This is a genomic window from Pseudomonas paracarnis (assembly GCF_904063055.1).
Classification (GTDB): Bacteria; Pseudomonadota; Gammaproteobacteria; order Pseudomonadales; family Pseudomonadaceae; genus Aquipseudomonas; species Aquipseudomonas paracarnis.
Genome location: NZ_CAJFCN010000002.1, coordinates 533,026 through 545,491, shown reverse-complemented (window position 1 = coordinate 545,491; position 12,466 = coordinate 533,026). Strand labels below are relative to the sequence as shown.

The 12,466-nt window shown below is 60.3% G+C and carries 10 protein-coding genes; 4 read left to right on the top strand and 6 right to left on the bottom strand.

The window, feature by feature from the left end; all coding sequences use genetic code 11:
- The first annotated feature begins 29 nt into the window (after window positions 1-29).
- Window positions 30-1,370 (top strand): type II toxin-antitoxin system HipA family toxin, encoded by a 1,341-nt coding sequence (locus tag JMV15_RS07095; protein WP_038452025.1) that lies wholly within the window; start codon window positions 30-32, stop codon window positions 1,368-1,370.
- Complete coding sequence (locus JMV15_RS07090; protein WP_014720548.1) at window positions 1,367-1,645, top strand: helix-turn-helix domain-containing protein; 279 nt, start codon at window positions 1,367-1,369, stop codon at window positions 1,643-1,645. The genes JMV15_RS07095 and JMV15_RS07090 overlap by 4 nt, the downstream gene beginning before the upstream one ends.
- A gap of 3 nt (window positions 1,646-1,648) precedes the next feature.
- On the opposite strand, the gene JMV15_RS07085 is transcribed toward JMV15_RS07090, so the two are convergent.
- Complete coding sequence (locus JMV15_RS07085) at window positions 1,649-2,419, bottom strand: amino acid ABC transporter permease (RefSeq protein WP_014720547.1); 771 nt, start codon at window positions 2,417-2,419, stop codon at window positions 1,649-1,651.
- A complete protein-coding gene (locus JMV15_RS07080; RefSeq protein ID WP_019818152.1) occupies window positions 2,416-3,237 on the bottom strand; it encodes an ABC transporter substrate-binding protein in 822 nt (273 codons plus the stop codon). Before JMV15_RS07080 ends, JMV15_RS07085 begins: the two co-directional genes overlap by 4 nt.
- 114 nt (window positions 3,238-3,351) lie before the next feature.
- Here JMV15_RS07080 and JMV15_RS07075 point away from each other — a divergent pair, with 114 nt between their 5' ends.
- Entirely contained in the window at window positions 3,352-4,254 is a 903-nt protein-coding gene (locus JMV15_RS07075) for a homocysteine S-methyltransferase family protein (RefSeq protein ID WP_014720545.1), read from the top strand.
- A 115-nt stretch (window positions 4,255-4,369) separates the two neighbouring features.
- On the opposite strand, the gene JMV15_RS07070 is transcribed toward JMV15_RS07075, so the two are convergent.
- The 3 genes from JMV15_RS07070 to JMV15_RS07060 are packed head-to-tail and all read right to left on the bottom strand — an operon-like array spanning window position 4,370 to window position 6,133.
- Window positions 4,370-5,041, bottom strand: coding sequence for a GNAT family N-acetyltransferase (locus JMV15_RS07070; RefSeq protein ID WP_038452023.1), 672 nt, complete (start codon window positions 5,039-5,041; stop codon window positions 4,370-4,372).
- Between the two features lie 10 nt (window positions 5,042-5,051).
- Window positions 5,052-5,498, bottom strand: a complete 447-nt coding sequence (locus JMV15_RS07065; protein ID WP_038452021.1) for a GNAT family N-acetyltransferase — start codon at window positions 5,496-5,498, stop codon at window positions 5,052-5,054.
- Window positions 5,495-6,133 (bottom strand): FMN-binding negative transcriptional regulator, encoded by a 639-nt coding sequence (locus JMV15_RS07060; RefSeq protein ID WP_019818148.1) that lies wholly within the window; start codon window positions 6,131-6,133, stop codon window positions 5,495-5,497. Before JMV15_RS07060 ends, JMV15_RS07065 begins: the two co-directional genes overlap by 4 nt.
- Before the next feature lie 87 nt (window positions 6,134-6,220).
- Between JMV15_RS07060 and pdxR the strand changes: the two genes are divergently transcribed.
- Entirely contained in the window at window positions 6,221-7,759 is a 1,539-nt protein-coding gene (pdxR, locus tag JMV15_RS07055; protein ID WP_038452019.1) for a MocR-like pyridoxine biosynthesis transcription factor PdxR, read from the top strand.
- A 4-nt stretch (window positions 7,760-7,763) separates the two neighbouring features.
- Here the strand turns inward: pdxR and JMV15_RS07050 are convergent, their stop codons facing one another.
- A complete protein-coding gene (locus tag JMV15_RS07050; RefSeq protein WP_201491325.1) occupies window positions 7,764-12,386 on the bottom strand; it encodes a dermonecrotic toxin domain-containing protein in 4,623 nt (1,540 codons plus the stop codon).
- Window positions 12,387-12,466 lie beyond the last annotated feature (80 nt).

Below are 12,466 nucleotides of genomic sequence, written 5' to 3'. Positions count from 1 at the left end.
TCTCATCACTGCTTAGCAGGTGCACTAAATTGCAGAAAGACACCGCTTACTCTTTGACGCTGCAAATTTTCACCGCCGGGCACTGGCATGATGCTATGCGGCTTGAATTTCCTGAACCGCAACGGGGTTTTGTCGGGCCCTGCAGGTTTCATTACCGCCAGGATTATCTGGCCGATCACCTCGAAGAGATCCAGCAGCCTTTTTGCTACGCGGCCAGTGCCCGGTTCCCGCTGGATTGGGACGTTACGGTGCTCAAGTCAGCCCCCGCTTTTTTGCACGATATCGCGCCAGCCGGCGCGGCCAAGCGCTTTTTGATGCAGCGTCTTGGTCGTGAGAAACCCCAGGCCATCGATGACGACTTGTTCTTGCTGGGGCGCAGTACGTCGGCGCCGATTGGCAACATGCGGATCAAGGAGTCCATCCAAGCCCTGGGCGGTGAAACCCCGATGGGGTTTGCACGACATGAGGTCGTCAGTCGCGATAGCCGTTTCCTGGAATATGCCTATGAACAAGGTGCTGCCATCGGCGGTGCTACCGGAGCAGGGGGCGAGGCACCGAAATTGTTGATGACCCAAGGCGTAGATGGCTTGCTGTATCCAGACGCGATCCTGAATGACGCTGACGTCGCTCAGCACTGGTTCATCAAGTTCGCGCGCAACCAGGCTACGCAGACTGATCAAGATATCCTGCGAAGTGAGTACCACTATTACCGGGCGCTTGAGTCTCTTGGCATCGAAACGGTCGCCACCCAAGGGCTGGCGCTGGAAGAGGCGACAAAACCCAGCCTGTGGATGCATCGTTTTGATCGCAGGCTGGGTGAGGGCGGTGTTGAACGGCTGGCCGTCGAGTCGATCTATTCCTTGGCCGGTGTGACCACCCCTGGCAGCTACATGGATCATCTGGAGGTGGTGAGGCTGTTGGTCGATCAATGGCGAGCAGTGGGACAAGAGGACCACGTCGCAGATCTGGTCGCAGAGTACCTGCGCCGGGATTTGCTGAATAAAGTGCTGGGTAATTCGGATAACCACGGCCGCAATACATCGATCATCCGCGAGCCCAAGGCGCTGCGCCTGGCCCCCATTTATGATTTGGCACCCATGGTAATGGACGCTGAAGCCGTCACTCGAACCACCAAATGGCCCAAACCCTTGGAAATCGCCGGGGATATCAATTGGCGAGCGGTATGCGAGGCTCTGGCCGACCTCGTCGACCCCGAGCAAAGCTTTGAACGCCTGCGACAAACAGCCGAGCACCTGCGTGCATTACCGGATCTTCTGGTGGCCAGTGGCGTGCCCGCTGTGACCTTGAATCACCCAAGCATCCCATTAGGGAAACTGGACCTGCGTCTCAGGCAGTGGGGGTTGAGATGACGATTAGCATGGATGCTCGTGCGTTGTTGATCGACAGCGTCGAACAAGGCTTGGCCGGTGGCTCGCTTGAGCTGGGCTCCGCCGTACGCCGCCTGCGCATCGAAGTGACCGGCCTGCACCAAAGCCAGTTCGCCAGAATGTGCAAAATTTCGGTGCGTACCCTGGTGCATATCGAACATGGCGATGGCAACCCAACCCTGAAATCGCTGAATGCCGTGTTTCGGCCCTTCGGTTTGCAGATGGGCGTGGTCAAGGTGCGGCGCAACAGGCCCTGACCGTCAACCGCGCCGCACGTAGCCCTTGCCGAAATGCCGCTCCATCCGCGCCTGGATCAATTCCAGCCCCAGGGACATCACCCAATAAATGATCGCCGCCGTCGTGAGCATCTCGATATAGCGGTAGCTTGAGCGGCCATAGGACTGCGCCAGAAACATCACTTCCCACACGCCCATCACCGAGATCAGGGAGGAGTCCTTGAGCATCGAGATGAACTGGTTGGTGGCCGGCGGGATGATGGTGCGCATGGCCTGGGGCAGGGTCACGTGCCAGAAGATCGCCCTGTCGCGCATGCCCAGGGCCAGCGCGGCCTCGCGTTGGCCGTGGGGCACGCCGAGGATGCCGGCGCGGAAAATCTCGCTCAGGTAGGCGCCGTAATTCAGTGACAACGCGATGATCCCGGCGACGATGGCGCCTGGCACCAGCCCCAATTGCGGCAGGCCCAGGTAGATCAACAGGATCTGGATCAGCAGCGGCGTGCCGCGAAAGAACGAGGCGTAGAAACTGGCGATGCCGAACGCCACGGCACTTTTGGACAGGCGCCCCAACGCGGTGATAAAGCCCAGCACCGACGACGCGACAATGGCGCACAGGCACAAGAACAGCGTCAGCGCCGCGCCTTGCAGGAAGCCGTTGGGCGCAAGGTGCAGGCCGACCAGGTTGGGCAGCTTGTCGAGGATGATCGAGAACTTCAGGTCAAAGCTCAGGAAGAAACTCGCAAACAGCGCGAACAGCGCCGCCCAGGTCAGGTAAAGCCGTAGGCGAAAACTCATCGGCTGATATCGGCGCCGATCCATTTTTGCGACAGCGCGCTCAAGGTTCCGTCCTGCTTGAGCTGGGCGAAGACCTCACGCACTTTGCTGTCCCACTGCGGGTCGCCTTTCTCGATGGCCACCGAATTGGGCTCCGAGTACAGCGGCACACCGGCGAGCTTGAAACGCTTGTCCTGGCTCAGGCGCGGCTGTGCGGTGACCAGGTTGGTGAGGATCGCATCCAGGCGCACGCCAGCGCCCAGGCCCAGATCCTGGAACGCCACGTTGTCGGTGTCGTACGGGGCGATCTGCACCTCCTCGAACGGGTACTGCAACTGCGTGTCTTCGGCGCCTTCGATCACCAGGTTCTTGTTCAGGTAGCTTTCGTAGCTAGAGGCGCTAGTGAGGCCGACTTTCTTGCCGCTCAGGTCCCGGGCTTCGTGGATGCGGTCGTCCTTGGCATTGACCACAATCACGGCGGGCGAGGCGTAGTACTCCACCGGGAAGTCGAACACCTCGGCGCGTGCCTTGCTTGGGGTCATGGAACAGATGCAGATGTCGTAGCGCCCGCTCCAGCGGCCGGCGGCGATCACGTCCCAGGACGGAGTTTCCAGGCGCAACTTCACGCCCAGTTTTTGTGCCACGGCCTTGGCCACGTCCACGTCGAAACCGTCGAGCTGGTTCTGGTCATTGAGAAATGAAAACGGTGGATAGCTTTCCATCAGCACGCCGACCAGCTCTTTCTTCTGCTCGACACGATCCAGCGTGGCACCGCCAAAGGCTTGGGTTGAAGCAGCCAACATCGTCAGGCCCAGGGCCAACAGCGGTCTGAATTTCAAAATCGAACACCTGAATAAAAAAGAGGTTGTTATTAACCGAACGGTACGCATTAAATAGTTATAAGAACGACTCTCATAGTGAGTTATTTTCATAAGCATATGAGTAAAAAGCATATGGGCGCAGTAAGCACAGTAATTCTCGATGGTGGCATGGGCCGTGAACTGCAACGCCGTGGGGCGCCGTTCCGTCAGCCGGAATGGTCGGCACTGGCCTTGAGCGAAGCGCCGCAAGCGGTGGAGGCGGTGCACGCGGCCTACATCGACAGCGGCGCCAATGTGATCACCAGCAACAGTTACGCGGTGGTGCCGTTCCATATCGGCGAAGCGCGGTTCGCCCAAGAAGGGCAGGCGCTCGCCGCCCTGGCCGGTGAGTTGGCGCGACGGGCGGTGCAGGCCTCCGGTAAAGCCGTGCAGGTAGCCGGCTCACTGCCGCCGCTATTTGGCTCTTATCGCCCAGATCTGTTCCAGGCCGAGCGCGTCAGTGAGTTGCTCACCCCCTTGGTGAACGGCCTGGCCCCGCATGTCGATCTGTGGCTGGCGGAAACCCAGAGCTCAATCGCTGAAGCACGGGCGATCCATGCCGGGCTGCCTAAGGATGGCAAGCCGTTCTGGCTGTCGTTTACCTTGAAAGACGAAGACACCGACGAGGTGCCGCGCCTGCGCTCCGGCGAACCGGTGGCGGACGCAGCCGAGGCGGCGGCGCAACTGGGGGTGCAGGTATTGCTGTTCAACTGCAGCCAGCCGGAAGTGATCGGCGCGGCGATTGACGCTGCCCGCCAGACCTTCGACCGTTTGGGTGTAGCGATTCAGATCGGCGCCTACGCCAACGCTTTCCCGCCGCAACCCAAGGAAGCCACGGCCAACGATGGCCTGGACCCGTTGCGCGATGACCTCGACCCACCCGGCTACTTGCAATGGGCGGCCGATTGGCAAGCGCGCGGCGCTAGCCATCTGGGTGGATGCTGCGGCATCGGACCGGAGCATATTGCGGTGCTGGCGCAGCGCCTGACCGACTGATTCACCGCTAGTCAAACCTGTGGGAGCTGGCTTGCCTGCGATGGCATCAACTGGTTTTGCCTGATACACCGAGGTGTCTGTATCGCAGGCAAGCCAGCTCCCACACATGTGAGTATTAACCCCGGCACTCTGTGAGTGTCTTCAACTGGCCCGACCCACTCTGGTTCGCCTGCGACAACCACGCCTCAAACCCGGCACCGACCTTCGGCCATTCCGAATTCAGGATCGAATACCACGCCGTATCGCGGTTCTGCCCTTTGACCACCATGTGCTGGCGGAACACTCCTTCAAAACTGAACCCCAAGCGCTCGGCTGCGTACTTGGACCGCGCGTTGCCGTTGTTGCACTTCCACTCCAGCCGACGGTAGCCCTGCTCGAACGCATATTTGGCCAGCAGGTACACCGCTTCGGTGCTTTTCGGCGAGCGCTGCATCGGTGCGCCGAAGGTGACGTGGCCGATTTCGATACGGCCTTGCGCCGGGACGATGGACATCAGGCTGAGGATGCCCTGAACCTGGCCCGTTGCGCGGTCGATCACGCTGAAAAAGTACGGGTCGCTGTGGGCGGCGTGGTTGTTCAACCAGGCGTCGAAGGCACTGCGTTCGGTGAACGGGCCGTAGGGCAAGTAATCCCACAGCTTCGGGTCGGCCCCTGGGCCTTCAAGGGCTTGCCACAGTTGATCGGCATGGCGCGCCGGGTCGAGCTTTTCCAAGTGGATAAAACGCCCTTCAAGCAGTTGCGCAGTCGGCGCCGGGACGCCTTTCCAATCAGCGAGGGAAGTGATCATGCTGTGCTCCTTAAAGACCTTTGCGAAATTGGATGAAGCCTGGGCGTTCGGCGATGCGCTCGTAGAGTTGGATCGCGGTGGCGTTGGTCTCGTGGGTCAACCAGTGCACTTTGCAGCAGCCATCGGCCTTGGCGGTGGCGGAGACGAATTCGATCAGCTTGCGACCTACGCCCGTGCCACGTTGGGTCGGGTCCACCAGCAAATCCTGCAGGTAGCAGGAGTTCTCGATGCTCCAGTTGGAGCGATGGTAGATGAAGTTGACCATGCCCACCGCCTTGCCGTCCTGCCAGGCCAGTGCCGAATGGGTCGGCTCGCGGGGGTCGATCAGGCGTTGCCAGGTGCTTTGGCTGACGGCGTCCGGCAGTTCGGTGTTGTAGAACGCCAAGTAGGCCTGCCACAGCGGCAGCCAGGCGGCTTGGTCGGCGGCTGTAACCTGGCGAATGTCGATCAAGCTCATTCTGAAACTCCTTGGGGAATAAAGCGGGCGAGGGTCTGGTCACGTACATCGGCACTGGCGGCCAGGCCGTCACGCACACCGGCCATGTCGGCGGCGCTGCGGTTCTGGCTGAGCTTGCGTTTGCCCACCAGGCGCTCGATCGGCAGGGCAAAGCCGACGATGGCCTTGAGCATGCCGTCAATGTAGTCCGCCGGTGCGTCGCTGACACGCCAGGGTTGGGCGCGGCCGCTTTCATGGCGGTCGGTGAGGGCGGTGACCACCTTGAGCAAGCGCTCGGCGTCGCTGAATACCGCAGGCGTGCCATAGGCGTGCACGGCGATGTAGTTCCAGGTCGGGACCACTTTGCCGTGCTCGGCCTTGGCGGGGTAAAACGCCGGGCTGATATAGGCGTCGGCACCGGCGAAGATCACCAGCGCTTCACCGCCATTTTGCAGCTCGCGCCATTGCGGGTTGGCTTTGGCCAAGTGACCGTACAGCGTGCCATTGGGCCCTTCATCGGGGTTGAGCAGCAAGGGCAAGTGGCTGGCTTGCAGGCCGTTTTCACCCACGGTTACCAACTGCGCCAGACGGGTGTGCTGGATCAGTTGCTGGATTTCGGGCAAGTCATCGAGAGCAAAGGCGCGGGGTGTGTACATGGAGATTTTCCTTGGCGAATGCCTGCATCCTAGGCAGGCTATTGGTTCGTTGTAAGAGCCATCTAGCGCTATTTTTATAGGTCCAATATGCCGTCTGTTTCGCCACCGTTGTCCTTCAACCCCGCCGGTATCGAGCTAGACCGCCGCCAGGGCCTCACGCGCCAGCTGTATGAGGCCCTGCGCCAGCGGGTATTGGATGGGCGATTGGTCAGTGGCACGCGGCTGCCCGCTACCCGTGATCTGGCGGCGGCCTTGTCGATTTCCCGCAACAGCGTGGTGCGCGCCTACGATCAGCTGTACGCGGAGGGGTTTATCGAAAGCCGGGTCGGTGATGGCACCTATGTTGCCCAATTGCCGATGGCCGAAAAACTATCCACAAAAGTATCCACAGGGTTGTCAACAAGCTTATCCCCAGGCTTATCCACAAAATGGGCGAATATGCCCGAGGATTTAGATGACGAAGTTATCCACAGCGCCGGTTTGGCACGGGTAAAAGACCATCATCTGCCTCAGCCGCCGTTGGGACCGCCCCGGGCATTTCGCGTGGGCGTACCCGCCTTCGATCTGTTCCCGTTTGAGGTATGGGCCAAGCTGAATGGGGCGTTCTGGCGCAAACCCGACCTGGAACAGCTGTGCTATGGCGACCCGGCCGGTGACGGTCGCCTGCGCGGTTTGATCGCCGCGTACCTGCGCAGCTCGCGCGGCATGCAATGCACGGCTGAACAAATTGTGATCACCAGCGGCGCACAGCAGGCCATTAGCCTTTGTGCACAGTTGCTGGTGGAGCCTGGGGATGGCGTGGCGGTGGAAAACCCTGGCTATCGCGCGGCCGGCCATGCATTCGCTTTGGCCGGCGGGCGACTGCATGGCGTGCCGGTCGACGGCGAGGGCATGGATTGCCAGGTGCTCAGTACCCTCAATGATTGCCGCGTGGCGTATGTCACGCCTTCCCATCAGTACCCGCTGGGCGTGGTGATGAGCCTGGCTCGGCGCCTGGAATTGCTGGCCTGGGCCGAACGTTCAGGCGGTTGGATCGTGGAAGACGATTACGACGGCGAGTACCGCTACAGCGGCGCGCCGCTGTCACCGTTGGCCGCGCTGGATCGCAGTGGCCGCGTGCTGTATGTGGGCACCTTCGGCAAGGTGGCGTTCCCGGCGTTGCGCCTGGGTTATCTGGTGTTGCCACCGGGCCTGGTGCAAGCCTTCACCCGGCGCCGCGCCGTGGACGTGCGTCACTCCGAAGTCAGCACCCAGGCGGTGATGGCCGAGTTCATGGCGGCGGGGCACTTCCAGCGCCACATTCGTCGGATGCGTCGCGCCGCGCTCAGCCGGCGCAATGCGTTGTTGGCCGGATGGCCCACCGGGTTGCCCGGGGTCGGCGCGTTGCCAAATGCCGCGGCGGGTTTGCACATCACGGTGCGGGTGGACAGCCTGGCCCGGGAGCAGGCGTTGCTCGCTCAGGCCCGTGCAGTGGATGTCGAGATCAATGGTTTGAGCAGCTATTGGCTGGCTGGCACACGCCCGCCACCGGACCAGCATGCTGGCCTGGTGATGGGGTTTGCCGCCGTGCCGGAGGCGGCCATTGCGCAGGCGCTGGCGCGTTTGCGTCAAGCGTGGAAGGCGTAGCCGATCAGTTCTTGAAGAACAGCGACTTGGCCAGTTGCTCACCGATACTGCGGAGGTGGATTTCTATGATGTCCCAGTCACTGGGCCCGGTACGTTGGTGGGCGCCGCCGAGCCGATGTTGTTCGCGGGTCTTGAGATGATCCTTGGTGAAATTCCCCAATGCAGCGTTCTTGGTTTCATAGTGAAAGTGCGCGTACCACAGCGCCGTGCCATTCTCGTTATCGCGAATCTCGTACTCGTCCAGAAAGTCCTTTCTGGGCCCCTTGAGGGCACGCCGAGTGATGACCTTGACGATGGTGATCAGCCCCTGGCTGTGCAGCCAGTTCACCCGTTCCGCGGTTGGGGGCTGGCGCTTGATCATGTCGATGTAGGTTTCTTTGCCCTGCCGATAGAAACGTTGTGCCGCGTCTTTGAGATGACGATTGGTCACAGCAGCGGAGGTATGTTCGCTTTCTGTGAGATTGCGCTGGGTCAGCGCTTCTTCGATGTTCTTTGACGCGTCTTCCAGCGTCTTCGCATAGTCATCGAACATATCTTGAATGTCTTGCGGAGCATGCCAGGGCTTTGTTGAGAAACCCTTGTATTTGCGAATTTCGGCGTGTTCGCCCTCCAATAGCGTTTGCCCAGCGTTGATGCTGGTGTCCAGGTCCACCGAAACAGGCACGGGTGGGTGCAGCGCAGTTTTGTGCCGTGTGACCCACACCCCTGGCGACTTTTCATGGAATGTGGCGATCACCTTGCCGGTCATGCCGGCCCTGACGTCTACCAGGGAACTGTCGGTTTCACGCGGTTCACCCATTACCAAGCCGTGATGGCGTGTTTTGATTACTTTGCGCCGCGGGCGGGGCTCGGTCTTCGAGCTGCCGGGCTTGGGCTCCAGGGCTTTCTTCGTTCGCAGCAATTGCGCCAGGTCGTGCACGGCCCTTTGGCTGAACTCGCCAATCTGTTGGCGGAAACTTTCCAGGCGGCTTTTGTGCAAGTGTTGTGGGTAATCGGCGTGAAGATCGAGCAGGCGCTGGTCGGCACTGGAAAATTGCTCTACCAGGCTGTTGAGTACATCGATGCGCTCATCCAGCGATGCGCCATTACCGCGTTCCACAATCTCATTGAAACTCTCGACGTTCAGTTCGGCGCTATCGACGATCTGGCCCATCCGCTCGCGCAGCGTGGCGGGGATCTGGCGTTGCTCTTCATCGATACACAAGTAGCGGCCCAGGATGATCTCCAGGGATTTGAGTTCAGTGAGGGTCAGCTGTGGCAACTCCCCGATGGTTTTACGAATGACGGCTGCACCCTCATCTCCCAATGCTCTGAGATCGTTGAAACGGTCGTTGATGAACTGCAGGCGCTTGATGATTGCCTGGTTCAGGGTGGACAGGTCTTGGGCGCTGCGAGCCTGGTTTTTATAGTCGATGTCCACCTCGGCGTCGAGGATTGGGGACGACGACTTCAGGGCCTCCCTATAACTCACCACTTGTTGCTCCAAAGCGATCTGAGTCAGTTGCAATTGCTGTTTCAGGTAACCGCTCATAGTGCTCTGGTAGGTGGGCACCGTGTCGATGATGCTCAAGGACTTCAGTTGGCTGATCGCTTCGTCATACGCCGCCAGCCGGCTGTCGACTTTACCGATGAACGTTGTACGTCGCAGGTCCGTGGACGGGCCAGGGGCAGCGTCCAGCGCAGGCTTTGCCTCAAGCACGTCCAGCTGTTGGCGGGCGGCGACCGCGTCGAAGGCGTTGAGTTGAGTCATAAGTGCCGCAATGCGCGCCGGCTGATCGATCTTGACCGCACGCCGCCGGTTTCGAAGACCGCCGCCGCGTAGCCGCAAACGGACATCGACAAACCATTGCCCCGCGAGGTTGCCGATCAGCGGTGGGCCGGTACGCGAAGGTTCCTTCGGGTCGATGATGACGACGCTGTCGTTGTCATCCACCGTGACCTCGAACCAACGCTCGCTGACCGGTGCGTACCACTTATCTGCAAGCGGATAGAGATTGAGATGGTGACCGGGGTTTTTATTTTGTTCACCGAGTTTTTCGGGCTTGGCGACCTTGAAGCTGTCGAGCGTCTTGGCCAGTCCGAGGCGGCTGTGACTGAGGGCTCCGCGAGTGTGCATGGGGCCTTGATGCTTGGCTGAAAGTTGGCTGTCGGAAATAGTGGCCTGTTGGACTGAAGTAAATGTCTTCTCGGTAACGGACGGCCTGCCTACCGTTTCAATCGTCGTTTTCGTGGGTTCAGTGCCGACCCTGGGGGAAGCGGATCGCTTGGACGCTCGAGGGTGGCGCAGGGCGATGTGCAGCGTTAGGGCCATGCCGAGGTTGAGGAAGACATCCACCAACGCTGTCCAGGAGGCGGGCTGGTCACTCTTGTTCACGGCCTCCTCAGCGGCCTGCAGGTCGTCCATGATTTGCCAGACCCAAGCGGCGATGCCAAGGGTGCGGCCCAGGAAGGGCAGGGCGGCGTTGAAAATTTGCCAGCCGGCCTGTCGAAAGGTCGCCCAGCGTTTCTGTACGTTGGACACCGACTGGCGTGTCGCCAACTCGACCATGGCATTGGCGTTGGCCTTGAACAGCGTGGCAAAAATGTCATTGCCCATTTCTTCATCGCTCAACGTCACCGGGCCACTCATGTACAGCACGGTGAGCGGTTCGACCAGTGCGCGCACCACGGTCCAGGGCGAAGGAAGGGTGTCGGGGAAAACGTATTGGGCGTAGTTGAATCTTTGCGGTTCAGGTAGCCAGGCCAACACCGACTCGCGCAAGGAGCGCTCATGTTTGATGGCATAGAGCAGGTTTTGCCGCGACGCAAATTGCATCAGGGCCGGCTCCAGCAATGGCCGATAGAGTACGCAGGGACCGTTGCCGGAATGCTTCGGGCCAATCACGAACATATTGGTGACCACGTCTTGCTCAGGCCCGGGGCGCAGACTGGGCACGAAGGCCAGGCGGCGGATGACAATGGGGTGCCCGTCGACACGGCGCGCATGTTCATCGGGATGCATGACGGCGGCGACGTAGCGATAACCCAGCTCATCGAAGCCGCCCTGGCTGCGGATTTTCATCTGCAGGGCCAGCAACGGCAGTTGAATCTGCAGGTGGCGGATGTAGAGCTGTTGGCGGTGACTCGACTGGGTGGGGTCATCGAGCAGTTGCTGTTTGACCAGCGCGGGGTAGCGCTGACCGATGTCGATGTCCTCGATCACGTCTTTCAGGTAGCTGTAGGTCAGCCATGCGGGCACGTCACCGCCCCTGCCGTTGTAGTGCACTGTCACGTTGCCGGTGGGCAGGCCGGTGAGGTTTTCCAAGGCCAGGTCGATCAGGCTGCGTCGTGTGGTGTCCACGGCTCCGGGGACGATAAACGTGCCCCACAGCACTGGGCTCTCGATAACGATTTCGATGTTATCCAGGTTCAGGCGCGCCCCCGCTTGGGGGGAGCGGATAAGGTTTTGCAGCTGTGTCCGGGCGTAGTCACGAATGGCTGGAATGCCGTCCTGAAACGTTTCGCCGTGATAATGGCTGTGCAGTTGGGCCAGGTTGATCATATAGCGGCCGTAGGCGGCGATATCGGAGTCCGTTGCCGAAGCCAGCCAGTCTGGAAGTTGTCGGTGAATATCGCGGATATTCGACAGCTGGTGATCGCTCATTTCTTCGATACTGGGCACGATGCGGGCAACCGTGGTCGCGGGCACCTTTGCTTCGGCCAGGTTACTCAGGCCGGATTCGCCATAACTGCCTATGGCGTAGATTTGCAACGAGATCAGATTGCAGGCCAGCGTATCGAAGAAGTTGCCGTCGGGTTCATACAAGCGCCATTGCAAGGTGGCGTCGCTGGCGGGCGCACTCATTCGCGCAGGCAGCGCGGCACCCAATTGTGCCAGTGACTCGAACGTTTCATACCCGCTCACCAACGAGTGCGTCAGGATCATCGGGCGATTGGCGTGCTCGCCCACCAATACGGTGATATCCAGGAAGCTGGCATGGGTGGACCGGCCGGCTTCAAGAATGTCCACGTCGACCAGGTACGCGTGGGTCTTGTAAGGGTCTTTCAGCGAGCGTCTGGCCAGGTCGGGTTCCTGGAAAAATGCACGTGCCATCGCGCTTTCGTGCTCACTCAGGCCTTGCTCTTCGGTGATGTTCCACACCTTCCTCAGTGTGCTGGATAAGGATTGCCAGCGCGGACCGGTGGTGCCATTGGACGCGTTCCAGAAGTCCAGTTGCTGTTCCTGGAATGCAGTGAACAGCAGGTCGGATAGCTCGTTGATCAGGCGTGCGATGGCATCGATTTTCACTGCCAGATGCACAGGAATCAGAGCGTACGGCTGCAAGGTGAGGAAATGTTGGCCGTCGATATAGGTCACTCTCTCGCTGGACAGTGCCTGGCGGGCCAGCACTGAGGTGAGCGATTCGACAGTGGCCGGCGCACGCACGACGTCGTTGCCGACCACCACCCATTGAGGGCTGACGACCATGGCCAGGTCGGGTTCGATATCCAGCGTGGGATATAGCGCCTTGATAGCTGAGCGCAATGCCGTTGCGGCCACTTCGCGGATAGTGGGGCCACTGGTTAACTGGGTCAGCAGTTCATAGGTAGTAGGTGGACGGTGATTGTTGACAGTGTCATTGGGCATGCGCAGCTCCTTTGCATTCAATGGCCCGTACGGGCTTTAAGGAACGCGCAAGGTAGCGAGCGACGTTACCGCAGGGGTGG

Bases quoted from the DNA above. Each gene is read 5' to 3' on its own strand.
- JMV15_RS07060 (WP_019818148.1), bottom strand. From the start codon at position 6,133: ATGTACACACCCCGCGCCTTTGCTCTCGATGACTTGCCCGAAATCCAG.
- pdxR (WP_038452019.1), top strand. From the start codon at position 6,221: ATGCCGTCTGTTTCGCCACCGTTGTCCTTCAACCCCGCCGGTATCGAG.
- JMV15_RS07050 (WP_201491325.1), bottom strand. From the start codon at position 12,386: ATGCCCAATGACACTGTCAACAATCACCGTCCACCTACTACCTATGAA.
- JMV15_RS07065 (WP_038452021.1), bottom strand. From the start codon at position 5,498: ATGAGCTTGATCGACATTCGCCAGGTTACAGCCGCCGACCAAGCCGCC.
- JMV15_RS07085 (WP_014720547.1), bottom strand. From the start codon at position 2,419: ATGAGTTTTCGCCTACGGCTTTACCTGACCTGGGCGGCGCTGTTCGCG.
- JMV15_RS07075 (WP_014720545.1), top strand. From the start codon at position 3,352: ATGGGCGCAGTAAGCACAGTAATTCTCGATGGTGGCATGGGCCGTGAA.
- JMV15_RS07090 (WP_014720548.1), top strand. From the start codon at position 1,367: ATGACGATTAGCATGGATGCTCGTGCGTTGTTGATCGACAGCGTCGAA.
- JMV15_RS07070 (WP_038452023.1), bottom strand. From the start codon at position 5,041: ATGATCACTTCCCTCGCTGATTGGAAAGGCGTCCCGGCGCCGACTGCG.